The 26,977-nt window shown below is 73.4% G+C and carries 18 protein-coding genes; 11 read left to right on the forward strand and 7 right to left on the reverse strand.

Translation table 11 applies throughout. From position 1 onward, the window contains the following. Positions 1-82 precede the first annotated feature (82 nt). From SXIN_RS15655 to SXIN_RS15670, 4 genes are all read left to right on the forward strand, one after another. Positions 83-562 (forward strand): SseB family protein, encoded by a 480-nt coding sequence (locus tag SXIN_RS15655; protein ID WP_019707299.1) that lies wholly within the window; start codon positions 83-85, stop codon positions 560-562. A 370-nt stretch (positions 563-932) separates the two neighbouring features. Then, on the forward strand, positions 933-2,207 hold the full coding sequence (locus SXIN_RS15660) for a glycoside hydrolase family 16 protein (protein ID WP_039820303.1): 1,275 nt from the start codon (positions 933-935) through the stop codon (positions 2,205-2,207). Positions 2,208-2,306: 99 nt separating this feature from the next. Next, positions 2,307-3,497 carry a glycoside hydrolase family 64 protein gene (locus tag SXIN_RS15665; protein WP_019707297.1) on the forward strand — a complete coding sequence of 397 codons (1,191 nt, stop codon included), beginning with the start codon at positions 2,307-2,309 and terminating at the stop codon, positions 3,495-3,497. Positions 3,498-3,789: 292 nt separating this feature from the next. After that, the gene (locus SXIN_RS15670) at positions 3,790-4,761 is read left to right on the forward strand and encodes a pirin family protein (RefSeq protein ID WP_019707296.1); all 972 of its coding nucleotides are present in this window, start codon (positions 3,790-3,792) and stop codon (positions 4,759-4,761) included. A 77-nt stretch (positions 4,762-4,838) separates the two neighbouring features. Here the strand turns inward: SXIN_RS15670 and SXIN_RS15675 are convergent, their stop codons facing one another. Further along, positions 4,839-7,028: an ATP-binding SpoIIE family protein phosphatase gene (locus SXIN_RS15675; RefSeq protein WP_019707295.1), complete on the reverse strand. Its 2,190-nt coding sequence runs from the start codon at positions 7,026-7,028 to the stop codon at positions 4,839-4,841. Positions 7,029-7,181: 153 nt separating this feature from the next. Here SXIN_RS15675 and aspS point away from each other — a divergent pair, with 153 nt between their 5' ends. Continuing rightward, positions 7,182-8,954, forward strand: coding sequence for an aspartate--tRNA ligase (aspS, locus tag SXIN_RS15680; protein WP_019707294.1), 1,773 nt, complete (start codon positions 7,182-7,184; stop codon positions 8,952-8,954). Between the two features lie 77 nt (positions 8,955-9,031). Here aspS and SXIN_RS15685 read toward each other — a convergent pair whose 3' ends face one another. From SXIN_RS15685 to metG, 3 genes are all read right to left on the reverse strand, one after another. After that, on the reverse strand, positions 9,032-9,427 hold the full coding sequence (locus SXIN_RS15685; protein WP_019707293.1) for a type II toxin-antitoxin system VapC family toxin: 396 nt from the start codon (positions 9,425-9,427) through the stop codon (positions 9,032-9,034). Continuing rightward, positions 9,424-9,690 (reverse strand): hypothetical protein, encoded by a 267-nt coding sequence (locus tag SXIN_RS15690; RefSeq protein WP_039820300.1) that lies wholly within the window; start codon positions 9,688-9,690, stop codon positions 9,424-9,426. Before SXIN_RS15690 ends, SXIN_RS15685 begins: the two co-directional genes overlap by 4 nt. Positions 9,691-9,813: 123 nt before the next feature. Further along, positions 9,814-11,538 carry a methionine--tRNA ligase gene (metG, locus tag SXIN_RS15695; RefSeq protein WP_019707291.1) on the reverse strand — a complete coding sequence of 575 codons (1,725 nt, stop codon included), beginning with the start codon at positions 11,536-11,538 and terminating at the stop codon, positions 9,814-9,816. A 293-nt stretch (positions 11,539-11,831) separates the two neighbouring features. Between metG and SXIN_RS15700 the strand changes: the two genes are divergently transcribed. After that, positions 11,832-12,329, forward strand: coding sequence for a hypothetical protein (locus SXIN_RS15700; RefSeq protein WP_019707290.1), 498 nt, complete (start codon positions 11,832-11,834; stop codon positions 12,327-12,329). Positions 12,330-12,570: 241 nt separating this feature from the next. Then, positions 12,571-14,055, forward strand: coding sequence for a flotillin family protein (locus SXIN_RS15705; protein ID WP_095757123.1), 1,485 nt, complete (start codon positions 12,571-12,573; stop codon positions 14,053-14,055). Between the two features lie 222 nt (positions 14,056-14,277). Here SXIN_RS15705 and SXIN_RS15710 read toward each other — a convergent pair whose 3' ends face one another. Then, entirely contained in the window at positions 14,278-16,047 is a 1,770-nt protein-coding gene (locus SXIN_RS15710) for a VWA domain-containing protein (protein ID WP_095757124.1), read from the reverse strand. A gap of 588 nt (positions 16,048-16,635) precedes the next feature. On the opposite strand from SXIN_RS15710, the gene SXIN_RS15715 reads away from it, so the two are divergent. Beyond that, a complete protein-coding gene (locus SXIN_RS15715; RefSeq protein ID WP_095757125.1) occupies positions 16,636-18,729 on the forward strand; it encodes a PhoX family protein in 2,094 nt (697 codons plus the stop codon). A gap of 232 nt (positions 18,730-18,961) precedes the next feature. Here the strand turns inward: SXIN_RS15715 and ligD are convergent, their stop codons facing one another. Both ligD and SXIN_RS15725 read right to left on the reverse strand, forming a co-directional pair. Next, positions 18,962-19,873 (reverse strand): non-homologous end-joining DNA ligase, encoded by a 912-nt coding sequence (ligD, locus tag SXIN_RS15720; RefSeq protein ID WP_095757126.1) that lies wholly within the window; start codon positions 19,871-19,873, stop codon positions 18,962-18,964. A gap of 141 nt (positions 19,874-20,014) precedes the next feature. Next, positions 20,015-20,602 carry a TetR/AcrR family transcriptional regulator gene (locus tag SXIN_RS15725; RefSeq protein WP_019707286.1) on the reverse strand — a complete coding sequence of 196 codons (588 nt, stop codon included), beginning with the start codon at positions 20,600-20,602 and terminating at the stop codon, positions 20,015-20,017. Between the two features lie 346 nt (positions 20,603-20,948). On the opposite strand from SXIN_RS15725, the gene SXIN_RS15730 reads away from it, so the two are divergent. The 3 genes from SXIN_RS15730 to SXIN_RS15740 all read left to right on the forward strand — a co-directional run bounded on the left by SXIN_RS15730 (position 20,949) and on the right by SXIN_RS15740 (position 26,970). Further along, positions 20,949-21,584, forward strand: coding sequence for an NADPH-dependent FMN reductase (locus SXIN_RS15730; protein WP_095757127.1), 636 nt, complete (start codon positions 20,949-20,951; stop codon positions 21,582-21,584). 248 nt (positions 21,585-21,832) lie between these two features. Further along, on the forward strand, positions 21,833-22,813 hold the full coding sequence (locus SXIN_RS15735; RefSeq protein WP_043471011.1) for a pectate lyase family protein: 981 nt from the start codon (positions 21,833-21,835) through the stop codon (positions 22,811-22,813). A gap of 275 nt (positions 22,814-23,088) precedes the next feature. Further along, the gene (locus SXIN_RS15740) at positions 23,089-26,970 is read left to right on the forward strand and encodes a substrate-binding domain-containing protein (RefSeq protein WP_157916294.1); all 3,882 of its coding nucleotides are present in this window, start codon (positions 23,089-23,091) and stop codon (positions 26,968-26,970) included. Positions 26,971-26,977 lie beyond the last annotated feature (7 nt).

The raw sequence follows: 26,977 nt of genomic DNA on the forward strand, positions 1-26,977 counted from the left end.
ACGTGGTTCCGCCATGATGCTACCCGTCAGTAATAAGACGCAAGCCCTCACCGGTCAACTGTGACTCGTTACCCTTTGGGGCATGTACGGCTATGACCAGAACCCGGGCGCCGGGCAGAGCTACGCGGCCCCTCCGCCACCCCCGCAGCAGGGGCGCGGCGGCTACGGCGCCCAGCCGGGCCAGCCGCTCTACCCCGAGCCGTCCCCGCCGTCGCTGGCCGACGCGGTGCGCGCCTTCACCACGGGCTCGATGTCGGCCGAGGACTTCCAGCACATCTTCTCGACCTCGAAGATCTACTGCCCGCGCGGCGAGGGGCCCGGTTTTCTGGCGCTGCACAGCACCCAGCAGCCGGTGATCCCGCTCTTCACCTCGCTGAAGGAGCTGCGCGGCTACGCCGGCAAGGAGTCCAAGTACTTCACGCTGACCGGCGCCGAGGTGCTCGACCTGCTGCCCACGGGCTACGGCTTCGTGCTGGACATGGAGGGCGAGCACCGCATGGTCTTCGACGCGAAGGCCGTCGAGCAGATGGTCGACTTCGCGATGCGGCGGATGTACGGCTGAGGGCCGCCCCTGTCTCCTCCGCGGTGGACCGGTGCCGCCCCGCCGGGCCCGCAGCCGGCCCCGGACGGGTCCGGTTCGCATCCCGGACATAAGCGTCACGGTCCGCGGCCGGCGCATTAAGCCTGGCTTAAGCGCGGCTCAAGCGTTCCTCAGCTCCCCGCACCTTCTCGCGTATCCGCAGGTCAGAGGCTTCTGGGGCTTCGCCTTCCGATTGGCGGGGCCCTTGGTCGTGCGTATCGTCGGGGCCCACCGGCGGCGCGCGGCGCACGAAGAGAGCGCTCTCAGAAAAGAGTCCGTCTGTCCGTGCGCTCGATGCGCACCGTCCGGCGCCCGACGCCGAACCTTCCCCACAGACGAGGTGTGTCCAGCCATGGCAGCTCATCGCGCACGCCGATGGTCCTTCGGGGGGCTGGTGCTTCTGATCACCACCGCCCTCGCCTCCGCCATCCTCTTCAACACGTCCGGCCCGGCCACGAACCGGGCGAACGCCGCCGCGGCACAGACGTGGTCCGACGACTTCGACGGCGCCGCGGGCAGCGCGCCCGACTCCTCGAAGTGGACCCTGGAGACGGGCGGCAGCGGCAACGGCAACAACGAACTCCAGTACTACACGAACAGCACCGACAACGCCGCGCTCGACGGCAAGGGCAACCTGGTCATCACCGCCCGCAAGAACAGCGACCCGGGCCTGCAGTGCTGGTACGGCACCTGCCAGTACACGTCGGCGCGGCTGAACACGGCGAAGACCTTCACCCAGAAGTACGGCCACTTCGAGGCCCGCATCAAGATCCCGCGGGGCCAGGGCATCTGGCCGGCCTTCTGGATGCTGGGCGACGACCTCGGCTCCGTCGGCTGGCCCGACAGCGGCGAGATCGACATCATGGAGAACGTCGGCAACGAGCCCGGCACCGTCCACGGCACCCTCCACGGCCCCGGCTACTCGGGCTCGGGCGGCATCGGCGCCTCGTACACGCTGCCGAACGGCGCGGCCTTCGCCGACGACTTCCACGTCTTCGCCGTCGACTGGAGCCCCTCCGGGATCACCTGGTCCGTGGACGGCCGGGCCTACCAGACCCGCGGACCGGGAGACGTGGGCGGCAACAAGTGGGTCTACGACCACCCGTTCTTCCTCATCCTGAACCTCGCGGTCGGCGGCAACTGGCCCGGCAGCCCCGACGCCGGCACCTCCTTCCCGCAGACGATGACCATCGACTACGTCCACGTCACCACCTCCGACTCCGGCGACAGCGGCGGCGGCACGCCCCGCACCGGCGCCATCAAGGGCATCGGCGGCATGTGCGCCGATGTCGCGGGTGCGAGCAGCGCCGACGGCACCCCGATCCAGCTGCACAACTGCACGGGCCACGAGGCCCAGAAGTGGACGGCCGGCAGCGACGGCACCGTGCGGGCCCTCGGCAAGTGCCTGGACGTCAAGGGCGGTTCGCACGACGACGGCGCGGCCGTGCAGCTCTACACCTGCAACGGCACGGCGGCGCAGCAGTGGACCCACACCGCAGCCCGCGACCTGGTCAACACCGGATCCGGCAAGTGCCTCGACGCCAAGGACAACTCCTCGGCCGACGGCACCCGCCTCCAGATCTGGACGTGCACCGGCGCCGCCAACCAGAAGTGGACCATCGCCTGAGCACCCGCGGCGCCGCGCCGTGCCGCCTCCCGCTTTCTCCGGCTTCCTCCTGATCCCCACGAGTGACCCGGCCCCCCGGCCGGGTCCCAAGGAGTACCCATGGCACCTCGTCACCAGCGCAACCTCACCCGTCGCAAGATGCTGTTCGCCCTGGGCGGCGCGGCCGTCGCCGTCCCGGCGATCGCGACCCTCACCCCGTACGCCATCGGCGGCGAGGCCGGCACCTCGGCCGCCGGCTCGCTCCCGGTGACCATCGCCAACAACAGCGGTTCGTTCGGCAACGCCTCCGTGCACCTCTACGTCGTCGGCAATCTCGACGGCAGGCAGGTACGGCTCACCCCGGAGGGCACCGTCGTGCCCATCGCCCTGTCGGACAACGGAGCCGACGGCTTCACCGACTACGCCATCCCCCTGGCGGGCAGCGGCGAGACGAAGCTGTCCCTCCCCCACATGTCGGGCCGCATCTACGTCTCCCTCGGCGAGAAGCTCAAGTTCAAGGCCGTGGCCGACGGCAACGGCAACGCGGCCCTGCAGTACCCGGCCGGGTGGGTCGAGTCGGACCCCAACTACGGCGTCCTCCACGACTGCGCCGAGTTCACCTACAACGCGGCCGGCATGTTCTGCAACACCACGATGGTCGACATGTTCAGTGTGCCGCTGAGCATCCGGCTCACCGGTGAGAAGGACCAGACGACGGGCACCCTGCGCGACGGCGGGCGCTCCGCCGCCTTCACCGCCGTCCAGCGGATTGAGGAATTCGCACGGCTGGTCGTGGACGACACCCGCATCATCGCTCCCGGCCACGGCCTGGACGCGGGCCTCTTCCCGAAGGACTACCTCGCCCCGTACATCGACGAGGTGTGGAGCACCTACACCGGCAAGGATCTCAAGGTCACCACCAACGCCGGCACGTTCACCGGCCGGGTGCGCGGTGAGCGGTTCACCTTCGACGGCCCGGCCTCCGTGTCCTTCGCCAAGCCCTCGACCCGCGACGTCTTCTTCTGCGACGGCAACCTCGCCGCGCCCAACGACGGCACCACCGGTCCCGTCGCCGCCGTCCTCGGCGCGGGCTTCAACCGCTCGACCCTGCTCACCGACCCCGCCCAGCCGGCCACCGACCCGGCCGCCTTCTACCGGGGCGAGCTGACCAACCACTACGCGAAGGCGGTCCACGCGGCGACCGAGGACGGCAAGGCGTACGGCTTCGCCTTCGACGACGTCGCGGACTTCGCCTCCTACATCCAGGACACCCGCCCGACCGGCTTCACCCTCACGCTGACGCCGTTCTGACGGGCCGGGACGGCGGACCGGAAGAGGGACCGCCCGCGCGGTGACCGCGGGGCCGTGGCCGCGACCTCGTGAGAGGGCGCGGCCGGCTCCGTACTCCGTCCGCCGTCCGCTTCCGTCGCACGCCGCGCCGCGGCCGTCCGCCGCGGGCCGGAGGCGGTCTCGCGCGCCGCACCGTGCATGGGGCATGCTCCCCGCACGAGGGGTGCCGGACGAGGGGACGATGTCCGGTCTCGGGAATAGCGGCGCCTCGGGTTGTTGTTTACTGTTCAACTAAAGCCCCGAGGAGGACCCCATGCCCGCCATCACCGTCGAGAACACCCTGACCCTGCCGCGCGTGGCCGCGCCGGCGGATGCCGCGGCCCGCCCCGTGCTGGCCGTGACCACCGCGCCGAGCGGCTTCGAGGGCGAGGGCTTCCCCGTCCGCCGTGCCTTCGCGGGGATCAACTACCGGCACCTGGACCCGTTCATCATGATGGACCAGATGGGTGAGGTGGAGTACCAGCCCGGGGAGCCCAAGGGGACCCCGTGGCACCCGCACCGCGGCTTCGAGACCGTCACCTACATCATCGACGGGATATTCGACCACCAGGACTCCAACGGCGGTGGCGGCACCATCACCAACGGTGACACCCAGTGGATGACGGCAGGCGCCGGCCTGCTGCACATCGAGGCGCCGCCGGAGCAGCTCGTCCTGTCCGGCGGGCTCTTCCACGGGCTCCAGCTGTGGGTGAACCTCCCGGCGAAGGACAAGATGATGGCGCCGCGCTACCAGGACATCCGGGGCGGCAGCGTTCAGCTGCTCACCTCGCCGGACGGCGGCGCGCTGCTGCGGGTCATCGCCGGTGAGCTGGACGGACACCGCGGTCCCGGGGTCACGCACACGCCGATCACGATGGTCCACGCGACGCTGGCGCCCGGCGCCGAGATCACCCTGCCCTGGCGCGAGGACTTCAACGGCCTCGCCTACGTCCTCGCGGGCCGCGGGTCGGCCGGTGCCGAGCGCCGTCCCGTCCGCCTGGGCCAGACCGCCGTCTTCGGCGCCGGTTCCTCGCTCACCGTCCGCGCGGACGAGAAGCAGGACTCCCGCACGCCGGACCTGGAGGTCGTGCTGCTCGGCGGGCAGCCGATCCGTGAGCCGATGGCCCACTACGGCCCGTTCGTCATGAACACCCGCGAGGAACTCCAGCAGGCGTTCGAGGACTTCCAGAAGGGGCGGCTGGGCACGGTCCCGGCCGTGCACGGGATGTCCGAGGGCGGGCTGTAGGCCGGGGCGCCGCCCCTTCCCCGCCGCCGGCCGGGCCGGTCGTGAACGGGCCGGCCCGGTACCGCCGGCCGGGCCGGTCAGGCGGCGAAGTCCGGGACGGCCTCCGGGAACAGCGGCCCGCGCGGCTCCGGCTCGTCCGGGCCGGGCGGGCCGGGGTTCTCGTACAGCTCGAACCAGGTCGTCTTGCCCTCGCCCCGGGGATCGACCCCCCAGGCGTGGGCGAGCAGCTCCAGCAGCACCAGGCCGCGCCCCGAGGAGGCCAGCTCGCCCGGGCGGCGGCGGTGCGGCAGCTCGTCACTGCTGTCGGCCACGTCGACGCGGAGCCGCCGGCCCACACTGCCGTCCCCGTCCGGCGCGGTGATCTCCGCGACCGCGACGGCGTCACCGTCCGTGTGCACCAGCACGTTGGTGACCATCTCGGACAGCATGAGCTCGGCCGAGTCCACCTGCTCCGGGTCCGACCAGTCGTGCATCAGCTCGCGCAGCTGGCGGCGGGCCAGGGAGATGCGCTCCGGCTCGGCCTGGGCGATGGTCATGACCGCGCGGCGCATCTGGCGCGGCGGGTACAGGGCGGGGGCGCCGCAGCCGGGTCCGTTCCGGCAGAGCAGCAGGAGGACGATGTCGTCCTCGCGCCGGTCGGAGAGCGGGCCGGGCCGGTAGTGCGAGGAGGGGCCGTGCACGGCCTGGATCACGCTGTCGGCCATGGTCTCCATGTCCTCCGAGACGTGCTCCTCGATCGCCTCGCGCAGCCGCTGCGAGCCGGTCTCCAGATTGTGCCCGCCGGTCTCCAGCAGGCCGTCGGTGAAGAGCATCATCAGCTCTCCCGGTTCCAGGACGATCCGGGTGATCGGGTAGTCGGCGTCCGGGGAGACGCCGAGCGGCAGCCCGCCGGCCGTGGTCCGGGTCATCATGGTGCCGTCGTGCATCCGGGTGACGGGCTCCTGGTGGCCGGCGCGGGCGATGTCCAGGGTCCCGGACGCCGGGTCCGCCTCGATGTAGAGGACGGTGGCGAAGCGCGGGTCGTCCTCGCCGCCCTCGCCGTCCGGCCGCCGGTCGGCGAGCCCGGCCAGGAAGCGCGAGCCGCGGGAGAGCACGGCGTCGGGGTGGTGCCCCTCGGAGGCGTAGGCGCGCAGGGCGATCCGCAGCTGGGTCATCAGGCTCGCGGCGCGCACGTCGTGGCCCTGGACGTCGCCGACGACGAAGGCCACGCGGCCGGAGGGCAGCGGAATCATGTCGTACCAGTCACCGCCGATCTGGAGCCCTCCGCCGGTCGGCACGTAGCGGGCGGCGACCGTCATCCCCGGGGTCTCCGGCGGCACCGGGGGCAGCATGGCCCGCTGGAGCCCCACGGCCAGCTCCCGCTGGGACTCCTGGGTGCCGGCCCGGGAGAGCGCCTGCGCCAGCATCCGGGCCACGGTGGCCAGGATCGACCGCTCGTCGGGGGTGAAGGCGACGCGGTGGTCGAAGGTGGCCAGCCAGGCGCCGGTGGTGCGGCCCGCCGTGATCAGCGGGACGTAGGCCCAGGACTGCAGGCCGAAACGGGACACCAGTGGCCAGGTGAGGGGGTACCGCTCGCGGAACTCCCCGGGCGAGGAGAGGTAGACGGCCCGGCCGGTGCGCACCACCTCGGCGGCCGGGTAGGGCGTGTCCAGCGGCATCTCCTCGAAGGGCGGCTCCTCGTCGTCGGGGCGGTCGCCCTGGAAACCCACGATCTTCAGCCAGTCCCCCTCGACGGTGAAGACGACCAGGCCGTTCGGGGAGAACCCCGGCATGGAGAGGTTCCCGGCCACCCGCAGCACCTCGGAGGTGGACTTGGCCTCGGCCAGGGCCCGCCCGGCGTCCAGCAGGAAGGCCTCACGGGCCCGCCGCCAGTCGCCGGTGACCCGGGGCGGGGCCGCGACGTCGTCGGCGTGCCGCGGCTCCTCGGGGAGCTCCTGGACGGTGCCGATCAGCGTGACCCGGCCGGCGTGCCGGTGCGGCCGGGCGCGGACACGGATCCTGCGGAGCACCCTGCCGTCGTCGCCGATCACCCGCATCAGCACCTCGGCCAGGGTGCGCTCGGCGAGGGCCAGGCTCACGACCTCGTTCATCTCCACCCAGTCCACCGGGTGGAAGCGGGCCCGGGTGGCCCCCGGGGAGAGCGTGGTGTCGACCGCGTCGAACCCCAGCAGCCGGGCCGCCTCGGCGTCCACCCGCAGGGCTTTGGAGGCGGTGTCCCAGCGCCAGAGGCCGGTCGCGGTGGCGGACAGGACATCCTCGGAGCGCATTACATCACTTTAGGCAGCTTTGGGGCATTCTGACGACCGGCTGTGGGGCAGGTGGCTACCGGTACCCTTGACGGGGCCCTCGACGGGCCCGGTCCCACGGGCGCCCGGCGCCCCCACCACGATCCGACGACGATCCGACGACTTGGATGAGCGATGCATCGGTACCGGTCCCACACCTGCGGCGAACTCCGCGCCGCTGACGTCGACACCGAGGTGCGACTGAGCGGCTGGCTGCACAATCGTCGCGATCTGGGCGGCATCCTCTTCGTCGATCTCCGCGACCACTACGGCCTGGTCCAGCTCGTGGCCCGGCCGGGCACGCCGGCCAACGAGGCGCTGGGCTCGCTGACCAAGGAGACCGTCGTACGGATCGACGGCCGGGTCAGCGCCCGCGGCGCCGAGAACGTCAACCCCGACCTGCCGACCGGCGAGATCGAGATCGAGGTCGACGGGGTCGAGGTGCTGGGCGAGGCCGAGCCGCTGCCGTTCACGATCAACGCTGAGGACGGGGTGAACGAGGAGCGCCGGCTGGAGTACCGCTTCCTCGACCTGCGCCGCGAGCGCATGCACCGCAACATCGTCCTGCGCTCCCAGGTGATCGCCTACCTCCGCCGGGAGATGACCGCCCTCGGCTTCATGGACATGGCGACGCCGATCCTCTCGGCCACCTCGCCCGAGGGCGCCCGCGACTTCCTCGTCCCCTCCCGGCTGCACGCCGGCAAGTTCTACGCGCTGCCGCAGGCCCCGCAGCAGTTCAAGCAGCTGCTGATGATCGCGGGCTTCGACCGCTACTTCCAGATCGCCCCCTGCTTCCGCGACGAGGACGCCCGCGCCGACCGTTCGCCGGGCGAGTTCTACCAGCTCGACATCGAGATGAGCTTCGTCGAGCAGGAGGACGTCTTCGGGGTCATCGAGAAGGTGATGACGGACCTGTTCACCGAGTTCGGGCAGGGCCGCGAGGTCACCTCGCCGTTCCCGCGCATCCCCTTCCGCGAGGCGCTGCTCAAGTACGGCAGCGACAAGCCGGACCTGCGCGCCGGGCTGGAGCTCACCGACGTCTCGCACATCTTCGCGGACTCGGGCTTCAAGGCCTTCGCCGGCAAGCACGTCCGCGCGCTGGCCGTACCGGACACCGCGGAGCAGCCGCGGAAGTTCTTCGACCAGATGGGCGAGTTCGCCGTCGAGCAGGGCGCCAAGGGCCTGGCCTGGGTCCGGATCGGCGAGGACGCGAAGCTCACCGGCCCGATCGCGAAGTTCCTCACCGAGGACGACACCGAGCGGCTGATCGCCGAGGTCGGCGGCAAGCCCGGCACCGCGGTGTTCTTCGGCGCCGGCGAGTTCGACGAGGTCTCGAAGATCATGGGCGCCGTCCGCGTCGAGGCCGCCCGCCGGGCCGGGCACTTCGAGGAGAACGTCTTCCGCTTCTGCTGGATCGTCGACTTCCCGATGTTCGAGAAGAACGAGGACACCGGCGAGATCGAGTTCTCCCACAACCCCTTCTCCATGCCGCAGGGCGGCCTGGAGGCGCTCCGGGAGAAGGACCCGCTGGACATCCTCGCCTGGCAGTACGACATCGTCTGCAACGGCGTGGAGCTGTCCTCCGGCGCCATCCGGAACCACGAGCCCGACGTCATGTACGAGGCCTTCGGGATCGCCGGTTACTCCCGGGACGAGGTCGAGCGCGAGTTCGGCGGCATGCTGCGCGCCTTCAAGTTCGGCGCCCCGCCGCACGGCGGCATCGCCCCGGGCGTGGACCGCATGGTGATGCTGCTGGCCGACGAGCCCAACATCCGCGAGACCATCGCCTTCCCGCTCAACGGCAACGCCCAGGACCTGCTGATGGGCGCCCCGACCGAGGTCGAGGAGGCCCGCCTCCGGGAGCTCCACCTCAGCCTGCGGAAGCCGCAGGTGAAGCAGGAGCGGTAAGCGGCGGGCGGAAGCCCTGGAAGCGACTTCGGCCCGGCACCCTCGAGCGAGGGTGCCGGGCCGAAAGTCTTGGGCTGTCAGTCGATGACCCTGACCGGGCAGCGAAGGCCCGGGGCGCGGGCCAGGCGGCCGTCCGCCGTGAGCAGTGCGCAGTCGTAGGCCTCGGCCGCGGCCACGTAGGTGGCGTCGTACATCGTGAGGTTGCCGTGGAATTCCCAGACGCGCTGGAGCAGCACCCGGGTCAGCGGGACCACGGGGCTCAGCTGGGAGAGGGCGGACACCGCGTCGACGGCGTGCTCCCGGGTGATCTTGCCGCCCAGCAGATTGCCCCGGATCACGGACATCACCTCGACCGTCCAGTGCTCCGGGGAGATCCAGCGGTCGTCCGCGGCCAGGGCCTCTCGGCACCGGTCACCCGTGGGCCCCTCGTCCAGGAGTGAGAAGGCGTAAACGGAGGCATCGACAACGATCACTGCGCGGCCTCCGGAAGGCCGAGGTGCGCCAGCCGCTCCGCGCGGGCCTCGTCCAGGGCTCCGAGGGTGTCCTCCTTGGAGAGGTGGGTGCCGTACCGCTTGTCGGCGAACCGCTCCAGGACGGCCAGGTTGTCCCTGCGGCGGACCTCGTCGTTGACCAGGTCGAAGAGATAGGCCTGCAAGGACTGCCCGCGTTGCTCCGCTATCGCCGCCAGACGGTCGCGGACGTCTTCGGGCACATCACGGATCTGGAGAGCTACCATGCATGCGATTGTACATGCATGGTGTCCGGTTTGTGTGGTCCATCGGGGATTGGTTCTGCCGGTGTGCCGAAGCCCCGGGCTCACCGGGCCCGGGGCTTCCTCTGGTGCCGGGGAAGGCGGCGGTTACTCCTCGCCGCCGAAGCGCTCGCGGTAGGCGGCCAGGTCGTCCTCGGTGATCTTGGCGAAGAGGACCGGCGGGACGGTGAAGGCCGTGCCGGCCGGGACGGCGGCCAGGGCCGCGGCCTCCTCGGCGGTGACCCAGGCGGCGGTGTCGTCCTTCAGGTCGAACGCGGCGCGCATGGCCCGGGCCGAGGCCGGGATGAACGGCTCGGAGACCACCGCGTAGAGGTGGATGAGGTTCATGGCCGTACGGAGGGTGAGCGCCGCCGCGTCCTGGTCGGTCTTGATCTCCAGCCAGGGGGCCTTCTCCTCCAGGTAGGAGTTGCCCGCGCTCCACAGGGCGCGCAGCGCCTGCGCCGCCTTGCGGAACTGCAGCTCCTCCATGTGCCGCTCGTACTCGGCGAGCAGGCCCGCGATCTCCCCGCCCAGCTTCCGCTCGGCCTCGCCGGCCTCCGCGCCCGCCGGGACGGTGTCGCCGAAGCGCTTGCGGGAGAAGGAAAGCACCCGGTTGACGAAGTTGCCGAGGGTGTCGGCGAGGTCCTTGTTGACGACCGAGGAGAACAGCTCCCAGGAGAAGGAGGTGTCGTCCGACTCGGGGGCGTTCGCCATCAGGAAGTAGCGCCAGTAGTCGGCCGGCAGCAGCTCCAGGGCCGCGTCGGTGAAGACACCGCGCCGCTGGGAGGTGGAGAACTTCCCGCCGTAGTAGGTGAGCCAGTTGAAGGCCTTGACGTAGTCGACCTTCTTCCAGGGCTCGCGGGTGCCGAGCTGGGTGGCCGGGAACATCACCGTGTGGAACGGGACGTTGTCCTTGGCCATGAACTCGGTGTAGCGGACGTCGTCCGCGCCCGCGGGCTCGTACCACCAGGACTTCCAGTCCCGGACCTCGCCCTCGCCCGCGCGGTCCGCCCACTCCTTGGTGGCGCCGATGTACTCGATCGGGGCGTCGAACCAGACGTAGAAGACCTTGCCCTCGGCGGCCAGCTCGGGCCAGGTGTCGGCCGGGACCGGGACGCCCCAGTCCAGGTCGCGGGTGATCGAGCGGTCGTGGAGGCCCTCGGTCAGCCACTTGCGGGCGATGGAGGAGGCGAGCGTCGGCCATGCGTCGCCGCAGGCGTCGATCCACGCCTCGACCTCGCCGGCCAGCTTCGACTGGAGCAGGAAGAGGTGCTTGGTCTCGCGGATCTCCAGATCGGCGCTGCCGCTGATCGCGGAGCGGGGCTCGATCAGATCGGTGGGGTCGAGCACGCGCGTGCAGTTCTCGCACTGGTCGCCGCGGGCCTTGTCGTAGCCGCAGTGCGGGCAGGTGCCGACGATGTAGCGGTCCGGCAGGAAGCGGTCGTCGGCGAGGGAGAACACCTGGCGGATCGCGCGCTCCTCGATGAAGCCGTTCTCCTTGAGGCGGCGCGCGAAGTGCTGGGTGATCTCGATGTTCTGCTCGGAGGAGCTGCGGCCGAAGTAGTCGAACTCCAGGCCGAAGCCGTCGTAGACGGCCTTCTGCGCGTCGTGCTGCCCGGCGCAGAACTCGTCCACCGGCAGCCCGGCCTCCTTGGCGGCCAGTTCCGCCGGGGTGCCGTGCTCGTCGGTCGCGCAGATGTACAGCACCTCGTGACCGCGCTGCCGCAGATAGCGGGCGTACACATCGGCCGGGAGCATGGACCCCACCATGTTGCCCAGGTGCTTGATCCCGTTGATGTACGGAAGGGCGCTGGTGATGAGGTGTCGAGCCATTGCGGCTGCTCCCGGGTAGCAGGTGGATGCGCGGAGTGATGAAGGGTTCTGCGGGCGGTCAATATCGTATCGGAGCGGGTGGCGCCACCCGTCCGGCTATCCGGTGGGCGGACGCCGGGCGGTGACCGGGCGACTCCGTCCCGCTGCCGGGGCGGTCCCCCGGCATCAGGGCGGCGTGAAGATTGCCGGAACCCGGCAGTGCGCCGGGGCCCTTCCGGCTGCGAGACTGCCCGGAACGCGGGAAGTGCGGGGCGCGTACGGGGTCCCGCTCCACGCGGGGAGAGGGGGGCCGGATGGCGTGGTTTCTGGGACTCGGTGCGGCGGGGCTGGTGCTGCTGGTCCTCGCGTTCGTCTTCGACGGCGTGCTGGACGGTGTGCTGGACGGGGCCTTCGGGGGGATGGTCTCGCTGCCGGCCCTGGCCGGGTTCGTCTCGATGCTCGGCTTCGGCGGCGCCATCGTCCTCGGCACCACGGGGGCGGGTCCCGTCGGCGCGACCGCGGCCGGGACGGCCGCCGGGCTGGGCACGGCCTGGCTGGTGGTCCGGCTGAGCCGGGTGCTGATGCGGGACCAGACCGCGCCGACGCTCCGCTCCGCCGACCTGGTGGGCACCCCGGGCTCGGTGGTGACGCCCATCCCGCCGGGCGGTTACGGCGAGGTGCTGCTCCGGGTCGGGGGCCAGCCCCTCAAGTACGCGGCGCGCAGCGAGGTGGCGCAGCCGCTCGGTGAGGAGATCTGGGTGACGGCCGCGCTGTCCAGTACGGCGGTCGAGGTGCGCGCCGTGGAGCGCTAGCGGGCCTGCCCGGTTCCGTCCGTCGGCCCGCCGGTCGGTCCGTCCACCCGCCGGCCGTCCGCCGGGCCGTCCGCCTTGTCCGCCCGTCCGCTCGCCCGTCGGCCGTCCCCGGCCCCGCCGCGGGTCGTCCCGCCGTCCGGGCGCCGCCGGTTCGTACGTCCACGGGGGGACGGGCGAACCGGCCCTCGGGCCGCCCCAGTTGTTATGCATCATCCGGTAGTCCGCAGAGAGGCAGGACCCCATGAGCCCAGTGCTCGTCGCCGTGGTCGGAGTCGCCGTACTCCTTGTTCTTCTGGCCGTCATCGTCATCTCGCGCTACAAGGTGGCCGGGCCGAACGAGGCGTTCATCATCACCGGACGCCGGGGCAAGAAGTCCGTCGACGCGGTGACCAGCCGCGTCAGTTACGACACCAGCGGCCAGAAGGTCGTCGTCGGCGGCGGCGTCTTCGTGGTGCCGTTCGTCCAGCATCGCCATGTGATGGACCTGTCCAGCCGGCACATCCCGGTCGCCGTGCGCGGCGCGGTGACGCTGCGCGGCGTCAAGGTCGACCTGGACGGGGTCGCCATCGTCAAGGTCGGCGGCGACGAGGACGCGATCCGTGCCGCCGCCCAGCGGTTCCTCCAGCAGCAGGACGGGGTGGTCGGCTTCACCCAGGAGGTGCTGTCCGGCGCCCTGCGCTCGATCGTCGGCCGGATGTCCGTGGAGGACGTCATCCGGGACCGGGCGGCGTTCGCCGGGCAGGTCGCGGAGGAGGCCGAGGCCAGCCTCTCCGGCCAGGGGCTCGTCCTCGACACCTTCCAGATCCAGGACATCTCCGCCGAGGGCAGCTATCTGCAGGACCTCGGCCGGCCCGAGGCCGCCCGCGCCCGGCAGGAGGCCGACACGGCCGAGGCCGACGCCCGCCGCATAGCCGAGCAGGCGCGGCTGCGGGCCGAGGAGGAGATCGCGGTCGCGCAGCGGGTGCTGGCGCTCCGGCAGGCGGAGATCAAGGCGGAGACGGACGCGGCGGCCGCCCGCGCCGCGGCGGCGGGGCCGCTGGCCGAGGCCGCGCGGCAGCAGGATGTGCTGTCGGAGCAGGAGAAGGTCGCCACACGGCAGGCCGCGCTGAAGGACCGGCAGCTCGACACGGAGATCCGCAAGCCGGCCGACGCCGCCCGGTACCAGGCCGAGCAGGAGGCGGAGGCGCACCGGGTGGCGCGGGTGAAGCAGGCCGAGGCGCAGGCCGAGGAGTCGCGGCTCACCGGTGAGGGCGAGAAGCAGCGGCGTGCGGCGCTGGCCGACGCGGTACGGCTGGAGGGCGAGGCGGAGGCCGCGGCGGTCGCCGCGCACGGCACCGCCGAGGCCGAGGCGATGCACAAGAAGGCCGACGCCTTCGAGCGGTACGGCGACGCGGCCGTGCTGCAGATGCTCGTCGAGGTGCTGCCGCAGGTCGTCGCGAAGGCGGCGGAGCCGATGGCGGCGATCGACAAGCTGACGGTGATCTCCACGGACGGTGCCGGGAAGCTGCCGCGCGCGGTGGCGGACAACGTCGCGCAGGGCATGGAACTGCTCGGCTCCACGACCGGGATCGACCTCGCGTCGATGCTCTCCCGGCTGGCGGGTGGCGCGGCCGGAGGCCCGGGGACGGATGCCGGGACCGGGACGGCCGCGGCGGAAGGCGGGTCCGCCGGGGCGGCCGGCGGGAACGGCAAGCCGGGCGCGGAGCGGATCGAGGTCACCGGCTGAACGGCGGCCCGGCCGCCCTGAGGACAGCCGCGCCCGGGGATCTCAAGGCTCCGGAGGAGCCACGGGAAACCCCGGGCGCGGCGCCCTGCCACCGGAACGGCAGGGGACGGAACGGGCGCGGCCCGGCCGGCGGGTGAGCCGGCCGGGCCGCGCCCGGTGTCGTACCGGCCGCCCGTCCCTCTGTTCTCCGGGTACAGGCGCCGGGTGCGGGGTGCGGGGCCGTCAGCCGAGGATGCCCTTCTCCCGGGCCTCCTCCAGCCACTTCGGGAACTCGGCGAGCAGCTGCTCGTACAGCTTGCGGTTGGTGAGCTTCTTCGGCTCCGGACCGGCGTGGAAGAAGCCGGCGTTGTCGGCCTTCCGCCGCTCCGGCACGGCCAGGTTGTCGAGCTTCCGGAGGAAGTCGAAGCCCTTGGCGTCCGTCTCGCCGAAGCCGATGAACTGCCAGAAGAGCGGGAGCTCGGCCGCCTCGCACAGCGCCTTTTCGGCGGCCGCCTTGCTCGTGGGGGCGCCGTCGGTCTGGAAGATGACGAAGGCCGGGGCGGTGGAGCCGGACTTCTTGTAGTGCTCGACGACGGTCTCGATGGCGCGGTGGTAGTTCGTCCGGCCCATGTGGCCGAGGTCCGCGTGGAGCGCCTCGATACGGCCCTTGTAGTCGTCGAGGGCGATGTCGGCGGTGCCGTCGATGTCGGTGGAGAAGAACACCACGGGGACGGTGCCGTCGTCGTCCAGGTTGGCGGAGAGGCCGAGGGCCTGCTCGGCGAGGTGCTGGACGGTGCCGTCCTTGTAGTAGCCGCGCATGGAGCCGGAGCGGTCCAGGACGAGGTAGACGGCGGCGCGCTGTCCGGCCAGGCCCTCCTTGTCGAGGGCCGCCGACGCGGCCTTGTAGAGGCTGACCAGGCCGGGGGCGGTCTTCCGGAGCTTCTCCGGCGGGACGGCCCCGGCCGCGGGGCCGGCATCCTTCCCGGCCGTGCCGGTGTCCTCCGTCGCGGGCCGCTCCGGCTCGGGCGCCGTCGCGGGTGCGGCCTCCTTCTTCGGGGCCGTCTTCGGGGCGGCCGTCTTCTTGGCGGCGGTCGCCTTCTTCGCCGCGGCGGCCGGGGTCTTCTCCGGCCCGGCGCCCGGGTCCGGGGCGGTGGGGTCGTTGTCGCCGGCGAGCGAGGCGGCCTCCGCCTTGGCCTCGTCGGCGGCGTCCCCGGCCCCGGCCTCGGTGCCGGGGGCCGGCTTGCCCTCGGTGGCCTCGTCGGCCTCGGCCCGGGCGTCCTTCACCGGCTCGGACGGTGCGTCGCCCGAGAGCTCGGCGACCGTGGCCGTCACGGCGTCGACCTCCGCCCGCGCCTCGGCGGAACCCTCCGCCGCGAGATCCCGGCCGGTGCCCCCGGTCTTGTCCCCGGCACCGCCGGTGCCCTGGCCGGCGGGTCCGGTGACGGGCTCCGGAACGGCGCCGGCGGAGAGGGACCCGGCCTCCGCGATGGCGTCCTCGGCGGCCCGGTTGGCCTCGGCCGCGGGGCCGGCCCCGCTCGTCGCGGCGCTGTCGGCGCTGTCGGCGGTGGCATCGGCGGGGGTGGTGCCGGCGGGCTCAGCGGCCTTGCCGCCGGTGGCCTTGCCGGACGCCGCGTCCTTCGCGTCCTCCGAAGCCGCCGTCCGCTGTTCGGGGGTCCGGGGCTGGTCGAAGGCCGACATCAGCTCGGCGCTGATCCCGCCGGTCTCCTTCTCCTTGTCCTTCTCCGGCTCCGGCTCGCCGGCCGGGCCGGTGCCGTCGGACCCGGCGGCACGGCGGGACCGGTCCGGGACGGAGCCCTCGGCGCCCGCCGGTTCGGCGGCTCCCCGGGACTGTTCCGGTACGGCCGGGCCGCCGCTCTCGCCGGCGCCGCCGGCCGGAGCGGCCGTGCCGGTGGCGTCCGTCGCGCCGGCCGTACCGGCCGCCGGGGGTGCCTGTTCCTCCCGCCCCGCCCGGGACCGGCTGAACACATTCCGCAGCAGACTCCGAATGCCCATGGGAGAAGCCCTTTACAAGTATCGGGTGCGATGAATGTCCGAGGTGCGGGATTCGTCCCTGACCAGGACGGACATGTAAGGCTAGCCAGCAGGGGTCCGGCCGGGCGCGGGCGCCCTCCGCGGTGGGCGGAACGGGGTGCCCGCCGTCCGCGGCCCCGTCGTCAACGGGCCGTACGGAACGGCTCGTTCGAGCGGGGTCGGGGGTTCGTCGATCACGGGTGCTCCTCGCGCCTCCACCGCGCGGCACCACGCGTCGTCTCGGCCGAGCCGGCCCGGCCGGGCGTACGGCTCTGCGACAGCGTCCCAGAAGTCGCCGCGTGTGGCGAGATCTTGTCCCCACGGATAGCCGGTCCTGTACGGATCGTTGTCCGGATTCCGCCCCGCTCCGGCCGGTGCGGGGCTTGCCGGGGGCCGCGGCCCGTGCTCCGCCCCCGTCTCCACGGCTTCACCCCGGGTTCATCCGGGGGTTTCCGGCGCGCGGGTCTACGCCCTTAGCGTCAACGCGCGGAGACTGGCTGTACGCCCGGTCGTATCCGGTCGTAACCGGTCGGGAGCCGGTGCCGGAGGAACCCTACGGAGGAGAATCACGTGCGGAGACTGCTGCCTCTGATCAGTTCGCATCCGGGCGGGAGGTCTGCCATGACCTGCCGCTACCGGTGCGGGAACGCCTGCTTCCACGAGGTGCCCAACACCAGTGACAACGCCTACGCGGGCGACATCATCGCCGGTGCCCTGTCGCGCCGCTCCATGCTGCGGGCGGGCGCCGTGGTGACCGTCGCCTCGGCGGCCGGAGCATCGCTCCTGGGGCGGGCGCCCGGCGCCGAGGCCGCCCCCCTGGACGCCTCCTCCGCCGCCGCGGGGCGGGGATCCGGCCATCACCACCACAGCCGGCGCGCCGCGCGGGGGCTCCGGTTCACGCCGGTCCCGCCGAACACCGCCGACGCCGTCACCGTCCCCCCGGGGTACCGGCAGCAGGTCGTCATCCGCTGGGGAGAACCGATCCTGCGCGGGGCGCCGGCCTTCGACCCGGACCGGCAGACCGCCCGGGCCCAGGCCGGTCAGTTCGGCTACAACAACGACTATCTGACGCTGCTGGACCTGCCCGGCGAGCGGTGCCGCCAGGTCATGGTGGCCAACCACGAGTACACCAACGAAGAACTGATGTTCGCCGGCTACGACCCGGAGAACCCGACGCGCGAGCAGGTCGAGATCGCCTGGGCCGCGCACGGCCTGTCGGTCGTCGTGGTGGAGGAGGAGCGCCGCAGCGGCGCGCTCAGCCCCGTCACCCGCCACCGCCTCAACCGCCGGATCACCGCCACCACGCCGTTCCGGATCACCGGCCCGGCCGCGGGCAGCCGCCTGCTGCGCACCTCCGCCGACCCGAAGGGCACCACGGTCCTCGGCACGCTCAACAACTGCGCGGGCGGCACCACCCCGTGGGGCACCGTCCTGTCCGGCGAGGAGAACTTCAACCAGTACTTCGGCAACGCCGATGCCGTCACCGACCCGGAGACCACCGCGCGCCTGAAGCGCTACGGCATCACCGACGCGGTCAGCGAGCGCAAGTGGGAGCGGTTCGACCGGCGCTTCGACCTGGGCCGGGAGCCCAACGAGGCCAACCGTTTCGGCTGGGTCGTCGAGCTCGATCCGTACGACCCGGACTCCGCGCCCCGCAAGCGGACCGCCCTCGGCCGCTTCAAGCACGAGGCCGCCCAGCCCCGGCTGACCCGGGACGGCCGCCCCGTCGTCTACATGGGCGACGACGAGCGGTTCGACTACTTCTACAAGTTCGTCTCGAACAAGCGGATGATGCGCGGCCACGGCCGGGCCGCCCGCGAGCACAACCTCACCCTGCTCGACGAGGGCGCGCTCTACGTCGCCAAGCTCACCGGCGACAGCCCCCCGAGCGAGATCGACGGCAGCGGCAAGCCGCTCCGGGACGGCGAGTTCGACGGCTCCGGTGAGTGGATCAAGCTGGCCGAGGGCGACACCTCGTATGTGCCGGGCATGACCGCCGAGGAGGTGTACGTCTTCACGCGCCTCGCGGCCGACAAGATGGGCGCCACCAAGATGGACCGCCCCGAGGACGTCGAGGCCAGCCCGCGCACCGGCCGCGTCTACGTCGCGCTGACGAACAACAAGGAGCGCGGCCTGGCGGGCAAGGCGCCCGCCGACGAGGCCAACCCGCGCAACGAGAACAAGCACGGCCAGGTGCTGGAACTCACCGAGCGCCGGAACGACCCGACGGCGGAGCGTTTCGCCTGGCGGCTCTTCCTGGTCTGCGGCGACCCCGAGGACCCGGCCACCTACTACGCGGGCTTCCCCAAGGACGAGGTCAGCCCGATCTCCTGCCCGGACAACATCACCTTCGACCCGTACGGCAATCTGTGGCTCTCCACGGACGGCAACGCGCTCGGCAGCCACGACGGTCTCTTCGGCGTGGCCGACCGCGGCCGGAACGAGGGCCAGGTGCGGCAGTTCCTGACGGTGCCGGCCGGGGCGGAGACCTGCGGGCCGGTCGTGCAGGAGAAGCGGGTGCTGGTCTGTGTGCAGCACCCGGGCGAGGTGGACGGCGCGACGGTCGAGAACCCCGCCTCGGCGTGGCCGGACGGGCCCGGGAAGCTGGTCCGCCCGTCGGTGGTCTGCGTCTGGCGCGCGGACGGCGGCGCGATCGGCGTCTGAGCCCGGACGCGAACCCCCGCGGGGCAGTCCGGCCGATACCTGGCGGAGGCGGCCGGGACGACCGGCGGGGACGGGCCGAACGGTGAGGCGGAGCCGAACGGCCGTTGGCACGGAGTGAGAAGGACGGCCGAGCGGCACCGGCGGGACCGGAAACGGTTCCGCCGGTGCCGCTCGGCGTTGCTCTCCCCCGCCGCACACCGGCGCGGCGCCGGCGCGTGTGCGGCGGCGCCGGTCACATCTCCGCGAGCCGCCGCTCCGCGGTCCGCAGGGTGCGCCCCCGGCGCGGCATCCCGGCCCAGGGGTCGTCGCCGGCCAGCCGCTCGCCGATGGTGGCCAGCGTCCAGCGGCGGGCGTGGAGCTCCGGGTCGTCCAGCTCCCGGCGGGCTATCGGCGTGGCGACCGGCGCCCCGGGGAGCGCGCGCACCGCGTACGGGGCGACCGCCGTCTGCGCGTAGGCGTTGCGCTGGATGTCCAGGTAGACCCGGTCCTTGCGTTCGGCCTTGCGCTGCTCGGTGGTGAGCCGGCCGGGGTGCCGCTCCGCCAGCAGTCCGGCCACGCGGCCCGCGAAGGCCCGTACCGTGCCGAAGTCCGCCTGCCGGTCCAGGGGTACGACGACGTGCAGGCCGCTCGACCCGGTCGTCATCAGCAGGGTGGGGAGCCCGAGTCCGTCGAGCAGTTCGCACACCCGGTGGGCGGCCCAGCGCACGTCCTCGAACCCGGAGCCGTCGGACGGGTCGAGGTCGAGGACGAGCCGGTCCGGGTGGTCCGGCCGGTCGGCGCGGGAGAGCCAGCGGTGCGGGGTGACGCAGGCCTGGTCGGCGAGGTAGACCAGGGTGGCGGCGTCGTCGCAGACCACATGGGTGACGGTGCCGCCGCTCTCCCTGCGGACCTCGGCCCGGTGCACCCAGTCCGGGAAGTGGCCCGGGATGTTCTTCTGGACCAGCGGCTCGCCGTCGATGCCGTCGGGGTGGCGGACCATCATCAGCGGACGCTCCCGCAGCTGGGGCAGCATCCGCCGGGAGACCGAACGGTAGTGCTCGACGAGGTCCGCCTTGGTGATGCCGTCGTCGGGGAAGAGGACCTTGTCCGGACGGTGAAGGGTGAGGGTCCGCCTGCCGATCCGGATCTCGCTCGTATCGCTCACCTTCAGCGCCTTGCCCCGGCGGTGCGCGCCAAACTCCCCCCGCGCGGTTGGTGCGTTGGGCGGGGCGGTCGCTCGGACGCGGCGGGACCCGCACGTGTGCCGGACGGTCGTGGGAGTTCCGGGGGCGGGGCCGGAGGCCGGTCAGCGGCGGGCCCGGCAGCCGTCCAGCAGCAGGGCGAGGAGGGCCCGGACGAACTCTTCGCCCGGCGGCCGCCGCCGCAGCAGGAGCTGCACCCACAGCGCTCCGGCCAGGGCGTCGGCCAGGGGCCCCGGATCGAAGCCGGGAGGCAGCTCGCCCCGGGCCGCGGCCCGTTCCAGGATCGGCTGCCGCCGTGTGAAGCCGTCGTCCAGCAGGGAGACCACCAGCTCGCGCAGCGCGGGGTGGCGCACGGCCCCCACGAGCGCCGCCTCGACGAGCGCGCGGGTGCGTTCCTCGCGGAGCAGACCGCGCACGGCGTCGGCGAGCGCGGCCAGATCGCCGTGGAGGCTTCCGGTGTCGGGAACCGTGACGCGGAGGACGCCGGAGTCCAGCAGGGCGTCGCGGAGTAACTCCGGCTTGGAGCCCCACCAGCGGTAGATGGTGGTCTTGTTGACCCCGGCGTGCTCGGCCGCCTGTTCGATGGTGAGTTCGTCGTATCCGCGCTCGGCCAGCAGATCGAGGGTGGCGCCGAAGATCTCGGCCTTCCGCCGGGGCCCGGCCTCCTTCGGCACCGCTTCCAGGTCCGTCATCCGCCCGCTCCTCTCCGTGAGTTCAGCCGCCAAGGGCAGCACGGCGCAAGGTTGCCCTGCAAACGGGACCGATGGTGCTGAACGGCATGTGCGGGTTCCGTGGGGGCCCCGGGGTGCGCGGGTCTTCCCGGTTCGCGCAGCGCACGGGTGTTCCGGGCCCCGGCGGCCGCTCCCGGCGGCCGCTCCCGGCGGCCGCTCCCGGCGGCCGGGGCCGGGACGCCGCGGCCGGCGCCGCTTGACCTCAACCATTGTTGAGGTTGAAGGCTGTTGTCGCGGGCCGGAGGACGGTCTCCGCCGCCGGCCCGCATGTCTTCGTCCGACCATCAGTCCGTCCGAGGAGTCTCCGATGTCTCTCACCACCGTGCCCTCCCCGTCCGTCGCGCCGTCCGCTGTTCCCTCGTCTGCCCCGCTCCGGCTCGCGGTCATCATCGGCAGTGTCCGCGAAGGGCGGTTCGGGGCGGCCGTGGCGCACTGGTTCGCCGGTGCCGCGCGGCAGCGCCCCGACCTGGAGGTCGAGGTGATCGACCCGGCCGGGCTGCCGCTGGAGGTCACCGGGCCCACGGAACGGCCCGGCGACGGGACGGCGCGCTCCCTGGAGGCGCTGCGCCCCCGGCTGGCGGCCGCCGACGCCTTCGTGGTGGTGACGCCCGAGTACAACCACAGCTACCCGGCGGCCCTGAAGAACCTCATCGACTGGCACCGTGAGGAGTGGCAGGCGAAGCCGGCCGGCTTCGTCTCGTACGGCGGCATGTCCGGCGGCCTGCGGGCGGTGGAGCATCTGCGGCAGGTCTTCGCCGAGCTGCACACCGTGACCGTGCGGGACACCGTCAGCTTCCACAACGCCTGGGACCGCTTCGGCGAGGACGGCCTGCGCGGGGACGACGAGAGCGCCGGCGCCGCCGCGAAGACCCTGCTCGACCAGCTCGTCTGGTGGGGCCGGGCCCTGCGCGAGGCCCGCGCCGGCCACCCGTACGGCGGCTGACCGTCACGGCTCGCGGACGGCACACCGGCCCGGGCCGGCCGGTGTGCCGCACCGCACGGGCCCGCCGCGCCCGCCCGGCGCCGGCGGCCGGGGCGGGCAACGGCCGCGCGCAATAGTCCACATGGGGCGCCTGATCGTCCACGGGAGCCGCCCTAGCATCGTCGGAGATGCCGGCCGCGCGGCACCGGTGTGCACCCAGGAACAGTTCGACACCCCCCTCACATCCCCCACATCGGACGGAGATTTCGATGCGCAGGACGAGCGCGCGATACAAACTGGCCGGCGCCGCCGCCGTGACGGCGACCGTCGTCGCCCTCGGCGGGCTGACCGCCGGCAGCGGCGGGGCCGCCGAGCGGCAGGCCGAGAAGGAAGCGGCCCCCGCGGCCGCGGCCTCTCCCGTCGGCTTCGGCGCGGGCACCACGGGCGGAGCGGGCGGCTCCACCGTCACCGTCTCCAGCGCGAGCGCCTTCATCGACGCCGTGCAGAGCGGCAGCCCGCTGACCGTACGCGTCAACGGCACCATCTCGCTGAGCTCCATGACCAAGGTGGCCTCGAACAAGACGGTCGTCGGTGTGGGCACGTCCGGCCGGATCACCGGCAGCGGGCTCAACATCAGCAACGTCTCGAACGTGATCATCCAGAACCTCACCTTCACGGGATCGAACGACGACGCCATCAACGTCCAGTACTCGACGAAGGTGTGGATCGACCACAACGACATCTCCGGCGCCAAGGACGGCGGCGTCGACATCAAGCGGGCCTCGGACCAGATCACCGTCTCCTGGAACCGCTGCCACGACCAGGACAAGAACATGCTGCTCGGGCACTCCGACAGCAACGGCGGCGAGGACTCCGGCAAGCTCCGGGTCACCTACGACCACAACTGGTTCGACGGCACCAACCAGCGCAACCCGCGGGTCCGCTTCGGCAACCCGGTGCACGTGCTGAACAACTACTTCGACAACGTCGGCAGCTACGGCGTCGCGTCCACCGAGGGCGCCGGGGTGCTCGTCGAGGGCAACTACTTCGAGAACACCGAGGACCCCTTCCACCTGGGTGAGGCGTCCTCCGGCCCGGGCACGCTCCGCGCCGTGAACAACAGGTTCGTCAACTCCGGTGCGGGCCAGAGCGGCGGCAGCGTGGCGCCGATCCCGTACGGCTACTCGGCCGAGAACGCGGACAGCGTCAAGTCGAGCGTGACCGCGGGCGCGGGGGTCGGGAAGATCTGACCCGGCCGGCCCACCGGGCCGGTACGGTCCGGCCGTTCAGCTCCCACCGGGCGGGGTGCGGAGGGGACGACCGCGCCGTTCCCCGCCCGCGGCACCACCGGGCCCCGGGCACCGCGACCCCGCGGTGCCCGGGGCCTCCGGGCCGGCGCCCGGGCGGGACCGGAGACCGCTCCGGCCTTGTCCGGGCGCGGGCCCGCCGCTATCGTCCACGACCCCCGGCCGGTATGCCGCTCGCGCGGCGGCCCGGGGTCGTTTCCGACGACCAGCGAGGCACCATGGCGGAACAGGGGTCCCCACGGGCGCGGCCACCGGACGGCCCGGACGGCCGCCGGGAGAGCCGCCCCGGCTGCCGCCCGGACCGTCCCGGCAACCTTCCCGGCAGCCGTCCCGCCGGCGGGCGTTCCGGGGACGGGCGCCTCACCATCGGCCTCGTCACGGCCAACATCCACCTCGGCGTCGGCGCCACCCTGTGGTCCGGCGTGCTGGCCGCCGCCGAGCGCAACGACGTCAACCTCGTCTGCTTACCCGGCGGCCCGCTCCGTCCCGGCGGGGCCCCGCGCAACGCGCTCTACGAGCTGATCGGCCCGGACCGGCTCGACGGCGTCATCTGCTGGACCTCCACCCTCGGCCTCCCCGCCGCGAGCGACCGGGCCGAGCGGCTGGCCCGGCGGCTCGACGGGCTCCCGGTGGTCAGCCTCAACCGCGGCCTCGACGGCCACGAGACCCTGCTCCTCGACAACCACGCGGGGATGCGGGACGCGGTCGGCCATCTCGTCGGGCACCACGGCCGCCGCCGGCTCGCCTGCATCCGCGGCCCGCTGGCCAACCCCGTCTCCCTCGACCGCTACCGCGCCTACGCCCACGCCCTGGCCCGGCACCGCCTCCGCCTCGACCGGTCGCTGGTCTCCGCAGCCGTCGACTTCGGCAGCGGGGCGGGCGCCTCGGCGATGCGGGTGCTTCTCGACATCCGGGGGCTCCGCCCGGGCCGCGACTTCGACGCCGTCGTCGCCTGCAGTGACGTCCTGGCGGCCGACGCCCTGCGCTTCCTCACCGGCCGGGGCGTCCGGGTCCCGGAGGACGTGGCGGTCATCAGCTTCAACGACTCCCCGGAGGCCCGGCTCTCCGATCCGCCGCTCACCTCGGTGGCCCTGCCCTTCGCCGAGCTGGGGGAGCTGGCCGTGGACACCCTGCTGGCCCGGTTGCGCGGTACGCGCCCGCCGGCGCGGAGCGTGGTGCCGGGGAGGCTGGTGACGCGCCGGTCCTGCGGCTGCCCCTCCCCGCTGGTGACCCAGGAGACGGACACACCGCCGGACCCGGGGACGGCGCTGGCGCGGGTGTTCGCCGGACTCCCCGGGGCGGGCCCGGAGCTGGCCGCCGCGCTCCGTGCGGACTCCGCGCTCGGCGGAGGGTTCCTTCCGCTGCTCGAACGGCTGATCGGGAGCGAGGTCCGCACCCCCGAGGACGCCGCCGCCTGGGACGGCGCGCTGCTGCGCGCCCGTGCCCTGGTGGCCGGCACCGGACCGGGCGCGGGGGCGGCCACGGCGACGGCCACGGGCGCCATGGGCGCGGCCCGGGCCGAACGCCTCTTCGGACAGGCGCGGTTGATGGTCGCCGACAAGTCCCGCCGGCTGCTGGAGGGCGAGCGCTGGGCGGAGGAGCAGGAGTCGCGCCGGCTCCGCGAACTCGGCACGGCGCTCACCACCGCCGTCGACATCGACGCGCTCACCGGGGCGCTCTCCCGCCACCTGCCGTACATCGGCGTCAACGGCTGCCGTCTCGTGCTGTACGAGGACGGGGCCGCCCCGTTCCGCGCGGGGCGGGCCGCCCCCGGGGCGCCCTCCGCTCCCACCCGGCCGGCCGGCCCCCCGGACGTCTCCCGCGCGGCGCGGGCCGTCCTCACCCGCGAGGAACTGGAGGCGTCACGCGCCGCCCGGGCCGGCGCGGCCTCCGGCGCGGGCGCCATATCCGGCCCGGGCCCCGGCTCCGGCCCGGGCGCGGCCGTTCCGGCGCAGGCCCCGTACCGGGCCGAACTCCTCCTCCCCGACGCCCTGCTGCCGCCGGACGGCCGGCGCTACACGCTCGTCGCCGAACCGCTCCACATCGGCGACGAGCAGCTCGGCTTCGCCCTCTTCGACGCGGGCGGCCGCCGCCACTCCGCGCACCGGGACGGCGCGCTGTACCGGGCGCTGGGGGACCAGATCAGCGCGGCGCTCAAGGGCATCCGGCTGTTCGACGAGGTACGCCGTGCCCGGGACGCGGCCGAACAGGCCAACCGGCTCAAGACCCGGCTGCTCGACAACGCCACCGACGAACTCCGCACCCCGGTCGAGGCGATCCTCCACCACACCCGCCCCGCCCCCGCACCGTCCCCGGACCCGCGGCCCGGCCCGGACCCCGCCGGGGTGACCGACGCCCTGCGGACCGCGCACGAGCACGCCGGGCGGCTGCTCCGGCTCATCGACGACCTGCTGGACCTCTCCCGCTCCGAGATCGACGCCCTCGACCTCTCCCGGCACCTGCTCGACCCGCGCCCCCTGCTCGCCGAGGCGTTCGACACCGCGGCCCGCGCCCGCCCGGGCGGCGACGGCTGGCGGCTCCGGCTGCCCGGACGGCTCCCGGCGGTCAGCGCGGACGGCCCGCGCCTCCGGCAGATTCTGCTCAACCTGCTGAACGCGGCCGCGGACGGGCCCGCGGAAGGACCGGCCGCCGGGCCGGGGCCGCGCTCCGGGGGCGGCCCGGGAAGCGGACCCGGACCGGGGAGCGGAACCGTCCGGCTGACGCTGGAGGCCGAGGTCCGGCCGCCGCTGCTCCGCGTCCTCATCACCCGCCCCGACCCGGCCCCGCCGGCCGCCGAGGCCGAAGACATGTTCCAGCCCTTCGCCTCCGGAGCGCCCGGGATGCGGCTCGGGCTGGCCATCGCCCGCCGCCTCGCCGTTCTGCACGGGGGCTCGGTCACCGCCCGTACCGACGGCGGCCGCTACGGCTTCCGGCTCGAACTGCCGCTCCCCACCCCGGCGGACGCCCCCGGCGCCGTCCCCGCGCCCGTGCCCGGCGGCGGACCGGACGGCCGCACCCTCCTCGTCGCGGCCGCCGGCACCCCGCCGCGCGAGATCGCCGCGATCGCACGCCGGTGCGGGCTGCACCCGCGGCGTCTGCACCCGGACGACGACATCGCCTCCCTCGTCGCCGGCCGCGCCCCCGGCGACGGTGACGGTCCCGGCTCCGGTGCCGCTCCCGCCCCCGGCCCCGCCCCGGGGCCCGCTGCCGTCGCCTGGGACACCGACCGGACCCGCCCGCAGGAGTGGTCCCCCGTCCAGCGGCTGCACGACCACCCGGCGCTCCGCCACACGCCGTTCCTGCTCTACGGACCGGTCTCCGGCCGCGACCTGGCGCAGGCCCTGCACGCGCTGCGCCCGCCCGGCCTGGCCGACCCGGTGGTCGTCGTGGACGGCGACGCCGCCTCCCGCGAGCGGTTCCGGCGGCTGCTCGGCGGAGCGCTGCCCGGCCACCCCGTCCGCACGGCGGCCGACGGCACGGCGGCGCTCGCCCTGCTCGCCGAGGACGTGCCCTGCCTGCTCGTCGTCCCGCGCGAACCCGCCGACATGGACGGCTTCGACATCGTCGAGCGGATGTACGAGATCGCGAGTCAGGAGCGCGGACCGGAACAGCCCGTGATCCCCGTCCTGATGCTCAGCGGCCGGGGGTTCACGCACGACGACGTGCGCCGCGCGGAGCCGCACCCCGGGCTGATGCTGCTGGGCCGGGACATCCTGACGGAGGAGGAGACCGCCGGCCTGCTGACCCGGATGACGCGCCGCGGCGACCCGGGCGCGCACCGCGCCCACGCACCCGTGCGGCACGCCCTCGCGTACATCGAGCAGCACTACCGGCATCCGCTGTCCCGCCGCCAGATGGCCCGCGCGGCCGGGGTCAGCGAGAACCACCTCGGCCGCCTCTTCCACCGCGAGATCGGCCTGACCCTCTGGGACTACCTCACCCGGCTGCGCATCCAGCGCGCCAAGGAGCGGCTGCGGCAGAGCGACGACAGCGTGCAGACGATCGCCCGCGCCGTCGGCTTCCACGACCGCGCCTACTTCAGCCGTGTCTTCCGCAAGGTCACGGGCGTCGCCCCGCACGTCTACCGCGAGGCGTCCTGACCGCCCC

The sequence above is a fragment of the Streptomyces xinghaiensis S187 genome (assembly GCF_000220705.2).
GTDB lineage: Bacteria > Actinomycetota > Actinomycetes > Streptomycetales > Streptomycetaceae > Streptomyces > Streptomyces xinghaiensis.

Excerpts from the sequence above, each read along its gene's own strand:
- SXIN_RS15665 (WP_019707297.1), top strand. The coding sequence starts at position 2,307 with ATGGCACCTCGTCACCAGCGCAACCTCACCCGTCGCAAGATGCTGTTC.
- SXIN_RS15735 (WP_043471011.1), top strand. The coding sequence starts at position 21,833 with ATGCGCAGGACGAGCGCGCGATACAAACTGGCCGGCGCCGCCGCCGTG.
- metG (WP_019707291.1), bottom strand. The coding sequence starts at position 11,538 with ATGGCTCGACACCTCATCACCAGCGCCCTTCCGTACATCAACGGGATC.
- SXIN_RS15705 (WP_095757123.1), top strand. The coding sequence starts at position 12,571 with ATGAGCCCAGTGCTCGTCGCCGTGGTCGGAGTCGCCGTACTCCTTGTT.
- SXIN_RS15725 (WP_019707286.1), bottom strand. The coding sequence starts at position 20,602 with ATGACGGACCTGGAAGCGGTGCCGAAGGAGGCCGGGCCCCGGCGGAAG.
- SXIN_RS15730 (WP_095757127.1), top strand. The coding sequence starts at position 20,949 with ATGTCTCTCACCACCGTGCCCTCCCCGTCCGTCGCGCCGTCCGCTGTT.
- SXIN_RS15740 (WP_157916294.1), top strand. The coding sequence starts at position 23,089 with ATGGCGGAACAGGGGTCCCCACGGGCGCGGCCACCGGACGGCCCGGAC.
- SXIN_RS15655 (WP_019707299.1), top strand. The coding sequence starts at position 83 with ATGTACGGCTATGACCAGAACCCGGGCGCCGGGCAGAGCTACGCGGCC.
- SXIN_RS15710 (WP_095757124.1), bottom strand. The coding sequence starts at position 16,047 with ATGGGCATTCGGAGTCTGCTGCGGAATGTGTTCAGCCGGTCCCGGGCG.
- aspS (WP_019707294.1), top strand. The coding sequence starts at position 7,182 with ATGCATCGGTACCGGTCCCACACCTGCGGCGAACTCCGCGCCGCTGAC.
- SXIN_RS15675 (WP_019707295.1), bottom strand. The coding sequence starts at position 7,028 with ATGCGCTCCGAGGATGTCCTGTCCGCCACCGCGACCGGCCTCTGGCGC.
- SXIN_RS15700 (WP_019707290.1), top strand. The coding sequence starts at position 11,832 with ATGGCGTGGTTTCTGGGACTCGGTGCGGCGGGGCTGGTGCTGCTGGTC.
- SXIN_RS15690 (WP_039820300.1), bottom strand. The coding sequence starts at position 9,690 with ATGGTAGCTCTCCAGATCCGTGATGTGCCCGAAGACGTCCGCGACCGT.
- SXIN_RS15660 (WP_039820303.1), top strand. The coding sequence starts at position 933 with ATGGCAGCTCATCGCGCACGCCGATGGTCCTTCGGGGGGCTGGTGCTT.
- SXIN_RS15670 (WP_019707296.1), top strand. The coding sequence starts at position 3,790 with ATGCCCGCCATCACCGTCGAGAACACCCTGACCCTGCCGCGCGTGGCC.